Source organism: Novosphingobium sp. SG707 (genome assembly GCF_012275515.1).
GTDB lineage: Bacteria > Pseudomonadota > Alphaproteobacteria > Sphingomonadales > Sphingomonadaceae > Novosphingobium.
Window position 1 is genome coordinate 56,707 of the sequence record NZ_JAAZQL010000008.1, and the last position, 16,489, is coordinate 73,195.

The 16,489-nt window shown below is 64.5% G+C and carries 19 protein-coding genes; 13 read left to right on the plus strand and 6 right to left on the minus strand.

What is annotated here, in order from left to right; all coding sequences use genetic code 11:
* Positions 1 to 70: 70 nt before the first annotated feature.
* The 5 genes from FHW92_RS19705 to FHW92_RS19725 all read left to right on the plus strand — a co-directional run bounded on the left by FHW92_RS19705 (position 71) and on the right by FHW92_RS19725 (position 5,346).
* Positions 71 to 1,474 carry an MFS transporter gene (locus tag FHW92_RS19705; RefSeq protein ID WP_168604999.1) on the plus strand — a complete coding sequence of 468 codons (1,404 nt, stop codon included), beginning with the start codon at positions 71 to 73 and terminating at the stop codon, positions 1,472 to 1,474.
* Positions 1,471 to 2,898: an NAD-dependent succinate-semialdehyde dehydrogenase gene (locus FHW92_RS19710; RefSeq protein WP_168605000.1), complete on the plus strand. Its 1,428-nt coding sequence runs from the start codon at positions 1,471 to 1,473 to the stop codon at positions 2,896 to 2,898. Before FHW92_RS19705 ends, FHW92_RS19710 begins: the two co-directional genes overlap by 4 nt.
* A 127-nt stretch (positions 2,899 to 3,025) precedes the next feature.
* Complete coding sequence (locus FHW92_RS19715; protein ID WP_168605001.1) at positions 3,026 to 3,691, plus strand: DUF2490 domain-containing protein; 666 nt, start codon at positions 3,026 to 3,028, stop codon at positions 3,689 to 3,691.
* A 37-nt stretch (positions 3,692 to 3,728) separates the two neighbouring features.
* Positions 3,729 to 4,799 carry an amidohydrolase family protein gene (locus FHW92_RS19720; RefSeq protein WP_168605002.1) on the plus strand — a complete coding sequence of 357 codons (1,071 nt, stop codon included), beginning with the start codon at positions 3,729 to 3,731 and terminating at the stop codon, positions 4,797 to 4,799.
* A gap of 73 nt (positions 4,800 to 4,872) precedes the next feature.
* Positions 4,873 to 5,346, plus strand: a complete 474-nt coding sequence (locus FHW92_RS19725; protein ID WP_168605003.1) for a MarR family transcriptional regulator — start codon at positions 4,873 to 4,875, stop codon at positions 5,344 to 5,346.
* 263 nt (positions 5,347 to 5,609) lie between these two features.
* Here the strand turns inward: FHW92_RS19725 and FHW92_RS19730 are convergent, their stop codons facing one another.
* Positions 5,610 to 7,307, minus strand: a complete 1,698-nt coding sequence (locus tag FHW92_RS19730; RefSeq protein WP_168605004.1) for an acyl-CoA dehydrogenase — start codon at positions 7,305 to 7,307, stop codon at positions 5,610 to 5,612.
* A gap of 149 nt (positions 7,308 to 7,456) precedes the next feature.
* Between FHW92_RS19730 and FHW92_RS19735 the strand changes: the two genes are divergently transcribed.
* Complete coding sequence (locus FHW92_RS19735; protein ID WP_168605005.1) at positions 7,457 to 7,894, plus strand: MarR family transcriptional regulator; 438 nt, start codon at positions 7,457 to 7,459, stop codon at positions 7,892 to 7,894.
* A gap of 13 nt (positions 7,895 to 7,907) precedes the next feature.
* Here FHW92_RS19735 and FHW92_RS19740 read toward each other — a convergent pair whose 3' ends face one another.
* From FHW92_RS19740 to FHW92_RS19750, 3 genes are read right to left on the minus strand one after another with little or no spacing between them, the layout of a single operon-like run.
* Complete coding sequence (locus tag FHW92_RS19740; protein ID WP_168605006.1) at positions 7,908 to 9,044, minus strand: M14-type cytosolic carboxypeptidase; 1,137 nt, start codon at positions 9,042 to 9,044, stop codon at positions 7,908 to 7,910.
* 23 nt (positions 9,045 to 9,067) lie between these two features.
* Entirely contained in the window at positions 9,068 to 9,649 is a 582-nt protein-coding gene (locus tag FHW92_RS19745) for a DUF4136 domain-containing protein (protein ID WP_168605007.1), read from the minus strand.
* Between the two features lie 44 nt (positions 9,650 to 9,693).
* Positions 9,694 to 10,401, minus strand: coding sequence for a hypothetical protein (locus FHW92_RS19750; RefSeq protein WP_168605008.1), 708 nt, complete (start codon positions 10,399 to 10,401; stop codon positions 9,694 to 9,696).
* Positions 10,402 to 10,590: 189 nt separating this feature from the next.
* On the opposite strand from FHW92_RS19750, the gene galE reads away from it, so the two are divergent.
* From galE to FHW92_RS19770, 4 genes are all read left to right on the plus strand, one after another.
* On the plus strand, positions 10,591 to 11,610 hold the full coding sequence (galE, locus tag FHW92_RS19755) for a UDP-glucose 4-epimerase GalE (RefSeq protein ID WP_168605009.1): 1,020 nt from the start codon (positions 10,591 to 10,593) through the stop codon (positions 11,608 to 11,610).
* A 71-nt stretch (positions 11,611 to 11,681) separates the two neighbouring features.
* A complete protein-coding gene (gene ykgO / locus FHW92_RS19760) occupies positions 11,682 to 11,807 on the plus strand; it encodes a type B 50S ribosomal protein L36 (protein WP_054122357.1) in 126 nt (41 codons plus the stop codon).
* A 139-nt stretch (positions 11,808 to 11,946) separates the two neighbouring features.
* On the plus strand, positions 11,947 to 12,567 hold the full coding sequence (locus FHW92_RS19765; protein ID WP_349237720.1) for an HAD family phosphatase: 621 nt from the start codon (positions 11,947 to 11,949) through the stop codon (positions 12,565 to 12,567).
* Positions 12,568 to 12,822: 255 nt separating this feature from the next.
* Entirely contained in the window at positions 12,823 to 13,488 is a 666-nt protein-coding gene (locus FHW92_RS19770; protein ID WP_168605011.1) for a peptidylprolyl isomerase, read from the plus strand.
* A gap of 4 nt (positions 13,489 to 13,492) precedes the next feature.
* Here FHW92_RS19770 and FHW92_RS19775 read toward each other — a convergent pair whose 3' ends face one another.
* Positions 13,493 to 13,705: a hypothetical protein gene (locus tag FHW92_RS19775; protein ID WP_168605012.1), complete on the minus strand. Its 213-nt coding sequence runs from the start codon at positions 13,703 to 13,705 to the stop codon at positions 13,493 to 13,495.
* 104 nt (positions 13,706 to 13,809) lie between these two features.
* A complete protein-coding gene (locus FHW92_RS19780; protein ID WP_168605013.1) occupies positions 13,810 to 15,318 on the minus strand; it encodes a YifB family Mg chelatase-like AAA ATPase in 1,509 nt (502 codons plus the stop codon).
* Between the two features lie 217 nt (positions 15,319 to 15,535).
* Between FHW92_RS19780 and rpmH the strand changes: the two genes are divergently transcribed.
* The 3 genes from rpmH to yidD all read left to right on the plus strand — a co-directional run bounded on the left by rpmH (position 15,536) and on the right by yidD (position 16,478).
* Positions 15,536 to 15,670, plus strand: a complete 135-nt coding sequence (rpmH, locus tag FHW92_RS19785) for a 50S ribosomal protein L34 (protein ID WP_018075531.1) — start codon at positions 15,536 to 15,538, stop codon at positions 15,668 to 15,670.
* 173 nt (positions 15,671 to 15,843) lie between these two features.
* Complete coding sequence (gene rnpA / locus FHW92_RS19790) at positions 15,844 to 16,272, plus strand: ribonuclease P protein component (protein WP_168605014.1); 429 nt, start codon at positions 15,844 to 15,846, stop codon at positions 16,270 to 16,272.
* Positions 16,269 to 16,478, plus strand: a complete 210-nt coding sequence (gene yidD / locus FHW92_RS19795; RefSeq protein ID WP_168605015.1) for a membrane protein insertion efficiency factor YidD — start codon at positions 16,269 to 16,271, stop codon at positions 16,476 to 16,478. Before rnpA ends, yidD begins: the two co-directional genes overlap by 4 nt.
* The last annotated feature ends 11 nt before the right edge of the window (positions 16,479 to 16,489 follow it).

A 16,489-nucleotide genomic window follows, 5' to 3' on the forward strand; every position in this document is an offset into this window, starting at 1 on the left:
AACATGCGCTGTAAAGATCCAGCGCGAAATCGCCCCTCGCCAATCGGGGGCAGGCACGGGAGAGGTGCATATGGCAGTTTCTATGAGCGGGCCCGATATGGCCGCCGAACTCAATCATGGCGTGGATGCCCAAGAGGCCGCCGCCCATCACCTTGCCGTGGCCGCGCGTGACGAGCCGTGGCCCAGCGCCGGGGCGGCATGGTTTGCGCTTTCGGTCATCATCTTTGCCACGTTTCTCAACTTCTTCGATTCGGCGGCTTTTGGCCTGCTGATCGAACAGATCAAAACCGAGTTCGGCCTGTCGAACACCGCCATCGGCCTGCTGCAGGGGCCGGTCAATGTCGTGTTCTATATGGTGGTGATGCTGCCGCTGTCGCGCTGCTCGGATATTTTTCCGCGCAAATATGTGCTGGCCATCGGCGCGCTGCTGATCGCGCTGCTCAATGCGGCGGGCGGGTTTACCAGCACCTTTATGGCTCTGGCCTTCACCCGGATGCTGGTGGGCGCAGGGGGCGGGGCGCATGCGCCGGGGTCTTACTCGATGCTGGCCGATTTCTTTCCGCCCGAAAAGCGGCGCTGGCCTTTCGCCGTGCTGCAACTGGGCTTTATCGGCGGCAGCACGATCGGTCTCGTCATCGCGGGCAAGCTGCTGGCGCTGGCGATGAGCCTGCCCGAAACCCCCTTCATGGGGACGACGCTCCATGGGTGGAAATATGTGCTGATGATGCTGGCGCTGCCGGGCGTGGTGGCCTGCGTGCTGCTGCTGATGGTGCCCGAACCGCCGCGCCGGGGCGTGATCGAGGGGGGCAAGCCGCTGCCGATCCGCGCCGTGATTTCGGAAATCTGGCGCCGCCGGGCGGTCTATGGCCCGCTGTTTCTGGGGCTGGGCTTTTCGGCCGCTCATGCCATGGCGGCGCCCGCATGGATGGTGCCTTTCTACAAGCGCACCTATGGCTGGAGCGAGGTGGAGATCGCCACGCGCGCGCCGATGTTCATGCTGGCAGGTCAGATTGCCGGGCTGCTGCTGGGGCCGATGCTGATCAAATTGCTGGCGCGGCGCTATCGTGATGCCAATGTCCGCGCCGTCACGATCTGTTTTTGCGGGGTCGCGCCGCTGGCCATTCTGGGGCCGATGATGCCCAATCCTTGGTTGGCGCTGACCTGTTCGATGCTGTCGGGAATGCTGGGCATTGCCTCGGCCGTGCCGCAAAATCTGGTCATTCAGGAAATTACCCCCAACCAGATGCGCGGGCAGGTGACGGGCCTTTACCTGATGATGTTCACCGCCGTGGGCGCTCTCGGCCCCTTCCTGATCGGCTTTTTCACCGACCACGTGTTCGGCCATGACGGCGATGTGTGGAAAGCGCTGGCGCTGTCGGGGGCCTTGCTCAGCCCGCCTGCGGCCTACATCATCAGCCGCGCGATCCGGCCCTATGCCGACGCTCTGGCTTTGCTCGACAAGGAAACGCAATGACTTATCCTGAACTCTCCATGGTGATCGGCGGCGAAAAGGTGGGGATCGACCACCGCCGCACCCATGCCGTGCTGAACCCCGCCACCGGGGCGGTGATCGGGCAATTGCCGCTGGCCGATGCTGCCGATCTCGACCGCGCGCTGGCCGTGGCGGATGAAGGCTTTCGCATCTGGCGCAAATCCACGCCCCAGCAGCGCGCCGCCGTGCTGGCGGGCGCGGCGGGCCTAATGGTTCAGCGCCAGGAGGAGATCGCCCGCACCGCCACTTTAGAGCAGGGCAAGACTTTGGCCGAAACCCGCATCGAGGTGATGATGGTGGCGGGCCTGTTCAATTTCTATGCAGGAGAAGTGGGGCGCATCTATGGCCGCACCCTGCCGCGCCCCGATGGCATGCGCTCGACCGTCACCTATGAGCCGGTGGGGCCGGTGGCGGCTTTTGCGCCGTGGAATTTCCCCATCGGCAATCCGGGGCGAAAGCTGGGCGCGCCGATTGCGGCGGGGTGCAGCGTGATCCTGAAACCTGCCGAGGAATCGCCCGCCAGCGCGCTGGCCGTGCTTCAGGCTTTGCTCGATGCCGGCCTGCCGCCGCAGGTGGCGCAAGTGGTGTTCGGCGTGCCGGATGAGGTGAGCCGCCATCTGCTGGCCAGCCCGGTGATCCGCAAGCTCTCCTTCACCGGTTCGACCGTGGTGGGCAAGCATCTGGCCAAGCTGGCGGCGGACAATTGCATCCGCACGACGATGGAACTGGGCGGGCATGGGCCGGTGCTGGTCTTTGCCGACGCGGATATCGAGCGTACGCTCGATATTGCTGTGGGCCACAAATATCGCAACGCGGGTCAGGTCTGCGTCAGCCCGACGCGCTTCCTTGTCGAGGAAAGCGTGTTCGAGCGTTTCCGTGATGGCTTTGCCGAGCGCGCCAAGGCGATCACCGTGGGGGATGGCATGGACGAGGGCAGCCGCATGGGGCCGATGGCCAACCCGCGCCGCCCGGAGGCCATCGAGGCCTTGGTGAAAGATGCGGTGGCGGCGGGCGCGAAATTGAACGCGGGCGGCAAGCGGATCGGCAATCAGGGCTTCTTCTTTGAACCCACCGTGATTTCGCAAGTGCCGCTGAGCGCCCGCATCATGAATGAGGAGCCCTTTGGCCCCGTCGCCATCATCAACCCGATGGCGGGCGAGGAGGCCATGATCGCGGAGGCCAACCGGCTGCCCTATGGCTTGGCCGCCTATTGCTGGACGCAGGATGCCGCACGGCAAAAGCGTCTGGCGCGTGAGTTGGAGGCCGGGATGGTGGGCATCAACACGGTGGCCATCGGCGCGGCGGATTCGCCCTTTGGCGGCGTCAAATGGTCCGGCCACGGCGCCGAGGACGGACCGGAGGGGCTTCACGCCTGCCTTGTCAGCAAGGCGATCCATGAAGGATAATTGCCCTTTGTCATGGCCCAGCAACAGTTGAGCAAAACAGGCGAGGTAAGCGGCGTGGCCCAGCGTCATGCCGCCCCCGCAACGGGAGGAGGCCGCGATGGCCTCCCCCTGTTTGCGAGATTTTGCCATGAAGCTTCTGTTGTCCCTGCCTCTGCTCCTTTTGGCGCCCATGGCCCATGCCGCCGAGGAGGATACGCAGACATGGGCCGCCGTGCATGGCATGGTCGGGCTGGGGGGCCGGGCCGTGGTCAATTTCGACTATCAGGCGCGCATGACCGACACCCACAGCCGCGCCGGACAGGTCCTGCTGCGTCAGGCGATCGGCTATCGCATCAACCCCAAGACCAGCGTGTTTGGCGGCTATGCCTATGTCCGCACCGACAATCTGGGGGCCAAGGTGCTGGACGAGCATCGCCTGTTTCAGCAGGTGAATTTCAGCATTCTGGACGCGGGCAAGAGCGGCGCGATCACCGGGCGCACCCGTTTGGAGCAGCGCTTTGTCGAAGGTTCGGGCGAGGTGGGCTGGCGGATGCGGCAACAGGTGCGAGGCAGCCTGCCCATCGGCAAGGGCTTGGCGCTGGTGGGCACGGCCGAGCCGTTCTTTGCCTTCAATCGGACCACATGGGGCCAGAAGGCTGGCTTCGACCAATTGCGCCTGTTTGGCGGGATCGCCGTGCCCGTGGCGCGCGGCTTTGCCATCGAGACCGGATATATGGGCCAATATATTGCGCGCGACGCAAAGGCCGACCGGATGAATCACATTATCAGCCTGGCCATCACCATCAACCGATAAGGGGCGCCGGGCTGTCGGGAAAGAGGAGCAGCCCAGAATGAGCGATCAACCCCATCTCCACCCCCTGCGCACCGGCGGTGAGCGAGGCTATCTGCGCATCGCCACCGAGGAAGCCTTTGCCACGCGCGAGCAGGTGGACATCTTTTTGCGCATGATCCGCGACGGCACGGCGGACAAGGGCATGGTCAGCCTGTGGGGCTTTTATGCACAAAGCCCTTCGCCGCGCGCGACCCAGATCATGGAGCGCCTGCTGGATCTTGGCGAGCGGCGGATTGCCGACATGGATGCGACCGGGATTGATGTCGCCATCCTCGCGCTGACCAGCCCCGGTGTGCAGCCGATTCTGGATGTGGAAGAGGCCAAGGGCGTGGCGCGGCGGGCCAATGAACTCTTGGCGGATGCCTGCGCGAAATATCCCACGCGCTTTGTCGGCATGACGGCCGTGGCGCCGCAGGATCCGGAATGGTCGGCGCAGGAAATCCTGCGCGGTGCGCGCGAATGGGGCTTTAAGGGATGCCAGATCAACAGCCACACGCAGGGGCACTATCTGGACGAGCCGCAGTTTGACCCCATCTTCCGCGCGCTGGTCGAGGTGGATCAGCCGCTCTATATCCATCCCGCCACCTTGCCCGACAGCATGATCGGGCCGGTGCTGGAGGCGGGGCTGGACGGCGCGGTGTTCGGCTTTGGCGTGGAAACGGGGATGCATCTGCTGCGCCTTATCACCACGGGCATTTTCGACCGCTATCCCACCCTTCAGATCATGGTCGGGCACATGGGCGAGGCGCTGCCCTACTGGCTCTATCGGCTGGATTACATGCATCAGGCGGGCGTGCGTTCGCAGCGCTATGAACGCCTCAAACCGCTGAAAAAGACCATCGCCGAATACATGCGCAGCAACGTGCTGATCACCAATTCAGGCATGGCGTGGGAACCGGCGATCAAGTTCGCCCAAGAGGTGATGGGCGAGGATCGCGTGATGTATGCCATGGACTATCCGTATCAGTACGAGGCGCGCGAAGTGGTCGATATGGACAATATGGCCATGAATTTTGCCACAAAACGCAAGTTCTTTGAGGATAACGCGCGCCGCTGGTTCAAACTGTAGGCGTGGGGGCCTTGCGTTAGCCGCAAGGCCCAGCCACTTATGCAGGCGCAGATAAAGGGGCAAGCGCAGGGGCATGGCAAAAGTCAAGGAAACGCTGGTGAAAACCACCCCTCCGGGGGAAGATGCCGACGATATCGGCGAAATCCGCGACATCGTGGGGTTTCACCTGCGCCTTGCCCATGGCGCGGTCTATCGCCACTTTACCGAGACCTTTGCCGAACTGGACCTGACGCAGAAACAGGTTTCGGTGCTGTGGCTGGTGGATGACCACCCCGGCATCGCGCAAACCGGCCTGGCCCAGCGTATGCGGATGGACCGGGCCACCACCATGGCCATCGTCAACCGATTGGAGGCGCGCGACCTGTTGCAGCGCGGCAAGTCCGACACCGATGGGCGCAAGCAGACGCTGCACCTGACTGTGGCGGGCAAGGCGATGCTGGCCACGGCGAAAGAGGCGATCCGCGCGCATGAGGAATGGCTGAAGTCGCGATACACTGCGCGCGAGGTGGCGGTGTTGATCGAGTTATTGACGCGGTTGCATGAGTGAAGGGTTTTAAGGGAGTTTAGAATGCGAGGGTCTAGACCCTCGCGCTCCCGTTACTGTCTGCGTTGTGCCAAGGGTTCGCTGTTGGGTGTCGGACGCGGCGTTGGGATTTTAAAGCCTGCGGCGCTTTCTAGCGTGAACCCTCCGCGCCGCAGGCTTTCAAACATGGCAAGCGGACGCCCCGCCGCCAACCAAACACCACCCCATTAACGGGATTGCAAAGGGACCGAGTCCCTTTGCCCGCCGGAGGCAAAAAGAGGAAAACCTCAATCCTCCACCATCACCCCAAACCCGGCCACCCGCTCCGCCGCCATCAAGGCCTGCGCGCCGGCCAGAGTCGCCCGCGGCGCAATATCGGCCAGCGCATAGCGCCCCGCCGCCGCCATTTGGCGCGACAACGGATCGCCCGCCTCCGCTGCGATCAGCCGCGCCGCAATCCAGCCCGTGGCCACCACGCCCGCCAGCGTCAGGAAGGGGGTGGAGCCTGCCTCGGCTACCGCTGGATCGGCAGCGATCAGGGCCTCGGCGGTGGCGGTGAAGGTGTCGAGCGCCGCGTTGAAACCGGCATGGTCGATGCGGGTGGCATCCTCGCGCGCGGCCTGCAAAAACGCATGGTATCCCGCCGCGCCCGGTGCGCGCAGGCGGCGCAGGGTGATGTCCTGAGCCTGCATACCGGTGGTGCCTTCAAACACGGTGAGGACGCGCGCATCGCGCAACCCCTGCTCGACCGGCCATTCGCGCGTATAGCCCGCGCCGCCCAGCACCTGAATCGCATCCGAGGCGACGCCAAAGCCGGTCTCGCCGCCCAGCGTTTTGACGATGGGCAGCAGCCACCCGGCCAGCGCCTCATTATGCGCCTTGACCTCCGCATCATCGGTAAAGCGCGCCAGATCGGCGGCATTGGCGGTGGCAAAGATCAGCCCGCGCAAAGGCTCAACCCGCGCCGAGAGCGAGAGCAATTGCGCCTGCACATCGGCATGGGTGTTGATCGTGACCGGCTGCGGCCCATTGCCGCCCTGCCGCCGCTCGGCCGCATAGCCATAGGCGATTTCGGCGGCGCGGCTGGCCACGGCAAGGCCCATCACCCCGGTGGCCAGGCGCATGTTGGTGATCATCACGAAGAGCTGCGGCAGCCCGCGCCCCATTTCGCCCAGCAGATAGGCGGGCGCCCCTTCAAAGCCCATCACGCAGGTGGGCGAGGCATGAAGGCCCAGCTTTTCCTCGATCCGGCGCACGACTATCGGCGCGCGCGCGCCATGTTCGACCGAGGGGACGAGGAACAGGCTGATCGGGTCCTTGGGGCTGGGGGCTTGTCCATCGGGCGCGGTCTTGGCCAGCAGGAGGTGGGCAATCGCGCCCGTCAGGTCCTGATCGCCAAAGCTGATCCAGCATTTCTCGCCGGTGATCCGCCATGTGCCGTCGGCCTGCTTTTCGCCGCGCGTGCGAAGGCGGCGCACATCGCTGCCCGCATCGGGTTCGGAAATGCAGATGGTGGCGCCGATGGTCCCGTCGATCAGGCCTGGCAGCCATGCCTCGCGCACCGCATCATCGGCAAAGGCATGGATCAGCCGCGCGCCCGCCCGGCTGGGCACGGGCATCATGCCAAAAGCGGGGCAGTGGCGGTCCATCATTTCCTGCACCGCATTGCCCAGCGCCGTGGGCAGGCCCATGCCGCCGATCTCGGGCGAAGCGTCGAGCATCAGCCAGCCGCCTTCGCAAAATTCCGACCATGCGGCCTTGTGTTCGGGCACGGTGATGACGCGGCCATCGACCAGTCTGCACCCCGCAACATCGGCCGCGGCGTTCAGGGGCGCCAGACGCTCCAGCGCAAAGCGGCCCGCCGAACCGAGGATCTCGGCAATCATGTCCTCGCTGGCCTGTGCGCAGGATTCGCTGGTGGCCAAAAGCGCATCCCAACCGGGACTGATGGCCAGATGGCGTGCGATGGTGGCGGTGATATCCATGCGGTCCTCTCGTCTAATTCTGTTATCATGCATAACATTAATGCACGGGCCTGCCAATCGCCACCATGGTCTAAAAATCGCACGTGGTGCGGATTTTTGTTGCACGCCCCCCTTGCCATCGGCCTTCGCGGCCTTCACGAAAGATTGTTATGAACGATCCTTTGGCAAATCTTCCCGGCTATGTGCTGCGCCGGGCCTCCTCGGCGGCGCTGGCCGGGCTTAATCGGCGCCTGTCGGCGCTCACGCTGCGCCATGTCGATGCCAGTCTGCTGATGCTGCTGAACGGGCAACCGGGCATTACCCAGAGCGAGGCGGGGCGTATCCTCGATATTCAGCGGGCCAATATGGTGCCCATCGTTTCGCGGCTGGAGGCGCGGGGCCTGATCGACCGTCAGCGGGTCGATGGCCGTTCGCAGGGGCTTTACCTGAGCGCCGAGGGCGAGGCGCTGCATACGCAGGTCATGACTGTGATCGACGGCTATGAGCAAACGCTGATGGAGGGCGTGCCCGCGCCTTTGCGCAAACAGGCGATGGCGGTTCTGCATGCCTTCTGGCAATCGGCAGAAGCCGCCATCGAAGGGGACTAAGCCATAATCCGCCTTAAGCCATAACCCACTGGGCCAGCGCGGCGATGCAGTCGCGGCCCAATTGCGCGCTGCGTTCCGGGCTCCACCCCTGAACGGGGCAGGGCAGGTCGTTGTGGTCCTTGAAGGGCATTTCCAGCGTCATCGCCACCGCGCCAAACCGCTCGGCAATCTGGTTGGTGGCCATGGTCAGATTGGCCCGGCCCGCAGGCGCGATGGGGTAGCCCGCGCTGGTCTGGAAATCGGGCGTCTGCGCGTCCAGAATCGCCAGATAGCGATGGTATGACGCCAGTTGCGTCTCGGTGATGGAGGGGATGCCTTCGAAACCGGCGATGAAGACGTGCGGGATCGCCTCGTCGCCATGCACATCCATGCACAGGGCCACGCCGGTTTCATCCATCGCATTGCGGATGGCCAAAACCTCGGGGCTGCGGTCCGGCGTGGGATCATGCCATTCGCGGTTCAGGTTCACCCCCGCCGCATTGGTGCGCAAATGGCCCCGGCGCGATCCGTCGGGATTGGCGTTGGGCACGACATGCACCGTGGCCCGCTGGCGCAGCAACCGCCCATGCGGATTGGCCGGATCGGTCAGCGCATCCAGCGCCCCTTCCATCCACCATTGCGCCATGCTCTCGCCCGGATGCTGGCGCGCCTGCAGCCAGATCTGCACCGGCCCATGGCCCATGGTCAGGCAGTCGATGGACTGGCCATCGAGGCTTTGTCCAAGGCGGCGATAGATGACGCCCGGCTCGGCGGCGATCTGCGCGATCAGGTCGTGGTGGCGCTCCATGGAATAGGGCGCGAAATAGGCAAACCAGCAGACCTCGCTCTCGGGCGTATAGGTGATGGTCAGCGTGCCGTTTTCGGTATGCGGGTCCCATGTGGTGTCGGCGCGGCCCCAATAGTCGCGGTCTTCGGATACGCAGGCGCGATAGCCTTCCCAGCCGCCCGGATAGGCAGCCCCGTTCAGCCCGGTGATGCGCAGCACCAGCTCGCGCCCCGCCGCGCCCGAAACGCGGAAGTGAAACCATTGGAAAAAGTCGCTGTGCGCATCGCGGCGGATGGCCAGCGTGGCGGTGGCGCCATGAATGGCGCGCACTTCAATATTGCCCGAATCAAAGGCCGAATCGATGTGGATGGCAAATTCGCTCATGGATATACTCTAAGGAAGGCGGATCAGGGGACGCGGATGGTTTCGCCCGATTGGCCGGGAAAGCCGGAGAACAAGGCCTGCGCCAGCTTGGGCGCGGCCAGTTGGGTCTGGGCCAGCGGCGATGTGGCCGAGACGGTAAAGCTGGCGCGGCCCTCCCACAGGGCCTTGCCGCTGGCGCGGTCACGGATCACGGCGATAAGGTCGGTGGCGGTGCTTTGGCCCGAACCGGTGCGGATGGGGATGGAAATGCCCACCCCGGCGCCGCTGCCGTAATTGCTGCCCGATGCGCCCAGGCTGACGCCCACCGGGCTGCGGCTCTCGGTCAGGGCTGTCCGCACAAGGCGGATCGCCGCGACCTGATCCGCGCTGTCGGGCGGGGCGGCGGTATAGCCCAGCGCGGAGAGTTCGCGCTCGACGGCAATCTGATAGGATTGGAGTTCGAGGCTGGACGCATCCATGCCGGGGCCGGGCACCACCGCAATCGTGCCATGGCCCAGTGGCGAGGCATCGGCGACATGGAAGCGCGACACCTCGACCGGGCCAACCGGCACGGCGCAGGCAGACAACAGGATCAGGGGCGCAAGGGAACTGATAAAGCGCATCATGGAGCCGGTGGTGGCCCCATGCGCGCGATCATGCAAGAGGCGAATCAGCGTGACGCCAGCGAGGAGGAGGGGAAGCGCTCGAACAGCGCGCCGGCCAGACGCACCGAGACGGCATCGTCGCTGGCCGCCTTGGTGCCTTCGCGCGTGGCGATGCGGGCGCGGGCCTCATACAGCGCCTTGCCCGAGGCGCGGTCGCGGATACGGATTTCCATATTGGTCATCACCAGAGCGCCGCGCGGCTTGGTGGCGTCATAGGCGAGGGAGAGGCCCATCATCGATCCGCGATTGGATACGCCCATCGTCGCGCTGCCCGAAATCGGGTTGTGCTTTTCCTCGGCGGGCTCCAGCTGGTCGCGCACCACGGTGATCTCGACGATCTGGCCGCCATCGCCGTCCGGGCCTGCGGTGTCATAGCCCGCCTTGGCCAGTTGATCGACAACGGCCGCCTCGAAGGTGGCCTGCTCGCGGTCCGAAGCGGTGGTGCCGGGCATGGTGCGCAAGGTGATGCGCCCATGGCCCAGCAGCGGAATGGCGCCATCGGCCAGGAACCTTTCGGCGTCCACCCGGCCTTCGCGGTCATCGCGCGGGGCCGAATAGCGGCCTGATCCGCCAAAGCCGCCGCCATAGCCGCCCCAGCCCCCCATACCGCCCCAGCCGGGCTGGGCATGGGCGGGCGTGGACAGGGCAAGAACGGCAAGCAGGGCAGCGCCAAGGCTGGCGGCGGGCATTTTTCCGTAAATGGTCGGCTTCATGGCAGTGTGCGACTTTCTGTGCAGCAATGGCGATGGAATGTATGCCCCTTGGGCCTCAGGCTAGGCGGCCATAGCTTGCCCGATGATGAACCTGTTTGTCCTTGTGTCTGCGAAATTGTCGCAGGATTGCGATGAAAATGGCGCAGAATTTAGTCCCATGTCCAATGGATCATGCTAGAGACGACACCCATGACAGACACAACGATCGGAAAGCTTCCCGTCCTTGTTACCGGCGGGGCGGGTTATATTGGCAGTCACGCCGTACTGGCGTTGAAGGACGCAGGCTGGAAAGTGGCCGTGGTGGACAATCTGGTCACCGGATTCCGCTTTGCCGTGCCCGATGGCGTCGCTTTTTATCAGGGCGATATTGAGGACGGCGAACTGATCGCCCGAATCATCGCCGAACAGGGAATCGGCGCGATCATGCATTTTGCCGGATCGGTGGTTGTGCCCGAATCGGTGGAAAATCCCCTGAAATATTATCACAATAACACCGCCAAGAGCCGCGCCCTGATCGAGGCGGCGGTCAAGGGCGGCGTCAAACATTTCATCTTCAGCTCGACCGCGGCCACCTATGGCATCCCCGAGGTTTCGCCGGTTGAGGAGGATATGCCCAAGGTTCCGATCAACCCCTATGGCATGTCCAAGCTGATGACCGAGATCATGTTGAAGGACGTGGCGGCGGCCCATCCGATGAACTATTGCGCGCTGCGCTATTTCAACGTGGCCGGGGCGGACCCGGATGCGCGCACCGGGCAATCGACGGCGGGCGCGACCCATTTGATCAAGGTGGCGGTCGAGGCGGCGTTGGGCAAGCGTGAGAGCGTGGGCGTGTTCGGCACCGATTTTGCGACGCCCGACGGCACCGGCGTGCGCGATTACATTCACGTTTCCGATCTGGCCGATGCGCATGTGCTGGCGCTGGAGGCGCTGATCGCTCAGCCGCAGCGCTCGCTGACGATGAATGCCGGTTATGGTCGGGGCTTCTCGGTGCTCGATGTGTTGGACGCGGTGGACCGGGCGACCAATCGCACCATCCGGCGCGTCATGCAGCCGCGCCGCGCGGGCGACCCCGATTCGCTGATTTCGAACAACGCGCGCATCAAGGCCACCGTGCCCTGGGTGCCGCGCTATGCCGATCTCGACGTGATTGTCAGCCATGCTCTGGCGTGGGAACGCAGGCTGACGGAAATTCGCGGCGAAGGTTGACTTTGCCACCCGCGCAGCCTATCGGCGCGGTTCAATTTTCGGCCCGGTCGGTTCGGGCAAAGGGATTTGTCATGAAGATTCGCAACAGCCTCAAGTCGCTGAAGGACCGTCACCGGGATAACCGCGTGATCCGCCGTCGCGGCCGCACCTATGTCATCAACAAGACCCAAAAGCGTTTCAAGGCTCGCCAGGGCTAATTGATACGCGGTCGGCATCGGGTTCCTCCGGGTTCCCTGCCTACCACGGGTAAGCTTGCAAGCCCGCCACCGCCCAGCGCGATGGCGGGCTTGCTGCGTCTGGGCCCTGTTCGGCGCGAATTAGGGCGAATCGGAGAAGATGATGAGCGAGAAGCAGCCTCATGTGGTGGTGTTCGATATTGGCCGGGTGCTGGTCAAATGGCGAATCGCGGGCCTGTATGAAAAGCTGATCCCTGACGCGGACCGGCTCGCATGGTTCCTGCGCGAAGTGGTAAGCGAGGAGTGGCATGCCCAGCATGACGCGGGCAAACCCTTTGCCGAGATGATCGAGGAACTGGCGCAGGAATATCCCGAAGAGCGCGAGCTGATCGAACTTTATGCGCCGCGCTGGCTGGAATGCGTACCCGGGCCTATTGAGGGGACTCACGACATTGTGCGCGCGCTCGATGCGCGGGGCGTGCCGCTCTATTCGATCACGAACTTCGGCGTGGATGCATGGGCGATGTTCCGCCCGACCTTCCCGGTGCTCGACCATTTCCGCGACATCGTGGTGTCGGGGCATGAGCGCCTGATCAAGCCCGATACGGCGATCTTCGACCTTGCGGCCCAGCGTTTCGGCCATGCGCCGGACGAGATGTTCTTCATCGACGACAATGCCGACAATATCGCTGTCGCGCGGGCGCTGGGGTGGCATGTGCATCATTTCGTCGATGGCGCCGAGGCGCTGGAGGCGGATTTGCGGGGGCGGGGATTGTTGTAACGGGCGGCAAGGAAGTTTGCCTCCGGCGGGCAAAGGGCGGGGGCCCTTTGCAATCCCGTTAATGGGGTGAGTGTTTGGTTGGGGGCGGGGTGTCTGTCCTAGGTGTTTTAAAGCCTGCGGCGCGGATCGGGATGCGTTTCCACGCCGCTGGTTTTACCATTCAAACATGGCGTCCGAACCCTATGCGCAACAAAGGCCGCAACGGGAGCGCAAGGGTCTGGACCCTCGCATCTTTCCCCCTTTAACCTCCCGCGCATGCTTCTCCGATTCGCTCTCGCCGCCGCCCTGATCGCCACCCCCGCCTATGCCGCCCCTGCGCGCAAGGCTCCGCCCAAACCGGCGGCGGTCAAAGAAGTCTCGCCCCAGCCTTTGCATGACACCGAGACCGTGGCGATGACCACCGAATTGGGCGTCATCACGCTCGAACTGGACGGTAAGCATGCCCCGATCAGCACGGCCAATTTCATGCGCTATGTCGATAACAAGCGCTTTGACGGGATCGTGTTTTACCGCGCCATGCATCTGAAATGGGGCGAGCAGCCCAATGGCCTGATTCAGGCCGGTACGCGCGGCGATCCGCGCAAGATCTTCCCGCCCATTGCTCATGAACCGACCAGCCAGACCGGCGTCCTGCACAAGGCCGGAGCGATTTCACTGGCGCGTCTCGCGCCGGGTACGGCAACGGGGGATTTCTCGATCCTGCTGTCCGACATTGACGGGCTGGACGCCAATCCGCAATCCGCCGATCCGGAAGTTCAGGCCGGATATGCGGCCTTTGGCCATGTGGTGTCGGGCATGGATGTGGTGCGCAAGATCTGGGATCAGCCGGTCGATCCCAATGCGGGCGAGGGGGCCATGAAGGGGGAAATGCTCGCCCAGCCGGTCAAGGTGATCAGCGTGCGGCGGGTGGTTGCGCCCTGATCGATCAATCCTCGTCGCCGGCGATGCTGGACGACTTTCCGCCAAAGCCGAAGGTGCGCACCCAGTCGCGCACCCACTGGTCGCGCTTGATCCGTTTGATCGGGGCGGCGCAATGTATGCAATGGCCGACGTAGTGATCTGTGGCCGAGCGGCGAACCTTGCGGCGATTCGGGGCGTGCGGCATGAAAAAACATCGAAGCAAACCAAATAGTTTCATATTTTCGACAGACTTTCCCCAAACGGCCAATATTTCGACATTAGTGGGGTGATGGCGGGCCTGCAACCTCTCCAAAGGGTGAACCGTCCGTTAATGCTAAACGCTTATGCGCGGGGCGGCTGGCGGCGATAGGACAGGGCTTCGGCCACATGCGCGCGCGATACGGTCTGCGCGCCCGCCAGATCGGCGATGGTGCGCGCCACGCGGCGGATGCGCGTATAGCCGCGCGCGGTCAGGTTCATCGCCTCGGCGGCGCGAATCAGCAATTTCATGCCCTCGCCATCGGGCGTGGCAAAGCGGTCGAGCGATTCGCCATCCAGATCGGCGTTGTTGCGCATCCTCGTGCCGCAGAGCCGCTCGGTCTGAACCCCGCGCGCGGTGGCCACACGGGCGGCCACCTGCGCACTGCTCTCGGCGGTCGAGGGCAGCGCCAGATCGAAGGCGCGCACCGCCTCGACCTCGACATGCAGGTCGATACGGTCGAGCAGCGGGCCGGAAACCTTGCTCTGATAATCCCCGGCGCAGCGCGGCGCGCGCGAACAGGCCAGCCCCGCATCGCCCAGATGGCCGCAGCGGCATGGGTTCATCGCCGCGATCAGCTGAACCCGGGCGGGAAAGGTGACATGGGCATTGGCGCGCGCCACGGTGACTTCGCCGGTCTCCAGCGGCTGGCGCAGCGAATCGAGCACGCCGCGCTGGAATTCGGGCAATTCGTCGAGGAACAGCACGCCCAGATGCGCCATCGACACTTCGCCGGGGCGCACGCGCAATCCGCCGCCGGTCATCGCCGCCATGCTGGCCGAATGGTGAGGGCTGCGGAAGGGCCGGGCGCGGCTGATTCGTCCGCCCTCCAGCGTTCCGGCGACCGAGGCGATCATCGAGACTTCGAGCGCCTCGGCAGGCGTCAATTCGGGCAATATGCCGGGCAGGCAGGAGGCCATCAGCGATTTGCCCGCACCGGGCGGCCCGATCATCAACAGATTATGCCCGCCCGCTGCCGCGATCTCCAGCGCGCGCCGGGCCGTTTCCTGCCCTTTGACCTGACGCAGGTCCGGCCCCGGCATGGCGGGCGCGCTCTGGCCGGGCGCGGGGGGCGAGAGCGCCTGCGCGCCTTTGAGATGGGCCAGCAGGCTGGCCAGATCGGGCGCGGCGACCACAGGAACGCCTGCGGCCCAGCTTGCCTCGGAGCCTTGCGCGGCGGGACACATCAGGCCCAATTCGCGCTCGCTGGCATGGAGCGCGGCCAGCAGGACGCCGGGCGAGCCGACGATCCGCCCATCAAGAGACAATTCGCCCACCGCCACAAAATCGCCCATCTGCTCGGCATCGATCACCCCCATCGCGGCCAGCAGCGCCAGCGCGACGGGCAGGTCGTAATGCGATCCTTCCTTGGGCAGATCGGCGGGCGACATGTTGATGGTGATCCGCTTGGGCGGCAATGCCAACCCCATCGCGGTCAGCGCCGCCTGAACCCGCTGACGGCTCTCATTCACCGCCTTGTCGGGCAGGCCGACCACGGTAAAGCCCGGCAGTCCGGGCGCCAATTGGCATTGCACCTCGACGGCGCGCGCCTCCAGCCCCAGATAGGCCACCGTCCGGACCAGCGCGACCATGTGCAAATTCCCCGTCTGAACTTCCCCTATCCAAGTATTTGTGCGTAAAGTCAGTCTTGTCGAGGGGAAAAGCACGCGGTCGATTCCGCTGTGCCGAATCCCTTGACTCAGCGGCCCACTTCCCATAGTGGCGCCGCTTCACGCCTCTTCGCTATCGAGGGGGTGGCCGTTTTTATCCGCGCTGCACAGCGCCGAGCATTGTTTGAGGGTTTAGACCATGAAGCGCACTTTCCAGCCCAGCCGGCTTGTCCGCGCCCGCCGTCACGGCTTCCGCGCCCGCACCGCCACGGTCGGCGGCCGCAAGGTGCTGCGCGCCCGTCGTGCGCGCGGCCGCAAGAATCTGTCGGCCTGATGATCTGGCCCGGTGGGGAGCAATCCCCGCGCCGGGCCGGTTCGCTTGAACGCCGGGGCTGATCGGTGGCAGGCGAAAACATCGTGACAGATGACACAATAGGGTCGGAGGCCTTGCCTTCGGCCCATTGTGCGTTTGCGGAAGGGTGTGGCGTAGCGCCCAGGCTGCGCATCATGACCAAGCGTTCCGAGTTTTTGGCCGCGAACAAGGGTTTGCGCGTGGCGCGGCCCGGTTTTGTGTTGCTGGTCCTGCCGCATGGCCTGCCCGATACGGGCGATATCCGGCGCTTTGGCATCACCGTTACCAAAAAGATCGGCAATGCCGTGGTGCGCAACCGGATGAAACGCCGGTTTCGCGCGCTGGCGCGTGAGCTCTTGCCTGAGCATGGGCTGGCCAATCACGACCATGTGCTGATCGGCCGCGAGGGCGGGGTGGAACGCGATTTCGCGCTGCTGCGCAAGGAATTGCTGATCGCGCTGGATCGCGCCAGATCGGGCAAGGGCGATGCGCCGCGCGGGGCCAAAGGCGGCAGGGGAGGCGGCAAGCCTCACCATGGCCGTGGCAAAGGCCCGCGCCCTGCTCCCCAGGCTCCCCAAACGTGAAATATGTGCTGATCTTCATCGCCCGCCTGTGGCAATGGGGCCCATCGGCCATGATGCCGCCCACCTGCCGCTACTCGCCGTCCTGTTCGGCCTATGCGATCGAGGCTTTGCAGAAACATGGCGCGATTAAGGGTGGATGGTTGACGGTGAAGCGTCTATTGCGCTGCCATCCATGGGGCGGTCATGGCTATGACCCGGTCCCGTGAACCTGTAATTT

Coding starts and splice junctions, on each gene's coding strand:
- FHW92_RS19750 (WP_168605008.1), bottom strand. CDS start 10,401: ATGAAGCCGACCATTTACGGAAAAATGCCCGCCGCCAGCCTTGGCGCT.
- FHW92_RS19710 (WP_168605000.1), top strand. CDS start 1,471: ATGACTTATCCTGAACTCTCCATGGTGATCGGCGGCGAAAAGGTGGGG.
- FHW92_RS19780 (WP_168605013.1), bottom strand. CDS start 15,318: ATGGTCGCGCTGGTCCGGACGGTGGCCTATCTGGGGCTGGAGGCGCGC.
- FHW92_RS19725 (WP_168605003.1), top strand. CDS start 4,873: ATGGCAAAAGTCAAGGAAACGCTGGTGAAAACCACCCCTCCGGGGGAA.
- ykgO (WP_054122357.1), top strand. CDS start 11,682: ATGAAGATTCGCAACAGCCTCAAGTCGCTGAAGGACCGTCACCGGGAT.
- FHW92_RS19745 (WP_168605007.1), bottom strand. CDS start 9,649: ATGATGCGCTTTATCAGTTCCCTTGCGCCCCTGATCCTGTTGTCTGCC.
- FHW92_RS19770 (WP_168605011.1), top strand. CDS start 12,823: ATGCTTCTCCGATTCGCTCTCGCCGCCGCCCTGATCGCCACCCCCGCC.
- FHW92_RS19705 (WP_168604999.1), top strand. CDS start 71: ATGGCAGTTTCTATGAGCGGGCCCGATATGGCCGCCGAACTCAATCAT.
- FHW92_RS19740 (WP_168605006.1), bottom strand. CDS start 9,044: ATGAGCGAATTTGCCATCCACATCGATTCGGCCTTTGATTCGGGCAAT.
- rpmH (WP_018075531.1), top strand. CDS start 15,536: ATGAAGCGCACTTTCCAGCCCAGCCGGCTTGTCCGCGCCCGCCGTCAC.
- FHW92_RS19730 (WP_168605004.1), bottom strand. CDS start 7,307: ATGGATATCACCGCCACCATCGCACGCCATCTGGCCATCAGTCCCGGT.
- rnpA (WP_168605014.1), top strand. CDS start 15,844: ATGACCAAGCGTTCCGAGTTTTTGGCCGCGAACAAGGGTTTGCGCGTG.
- FHW92_RS19720 (WP_168605002.1), top strand. CDS start 3,729: ATGAGCGATCAACCCCATCTCCACCCCCTGCGCACCGGCGGTGAGCGA.
- galE (WP_168605009.1), top strand. CDS start 10,591: ATGACAGACACAACGATCGGAAAGCTTCCCGTCCTTGTTACCGGCGGG.
- FHW92_RS19775 (WP_168605012.1), bottom strand. CDS start 13,705: ATGAAACTATTTGGTTTGCTTCGATGTTTTTTCATGCCGCACGCCCCG.
- FHW92_RS19715 (WP_168605001.1), top strand. CDS start 3,026: ATGAAGCTTCTGTTGTCCCTGCCTCTGCTCCTTTTGGCGCCCATGGCC.
- FHW92_RS19735 (WP_168605005.1), top strand. CDS start 7,457: ATGAACGATCCTTTGGCAAATCTTCCCGGCTATGTGCTGCGCCGGGCC.
- FHW92_RS19765 (WP_349237720.1), top strand. CDS start 11,947: ATGATGAGCGAGAAGCAGCCTCATGTGGTGGTGTTCGATATTGGCCGG.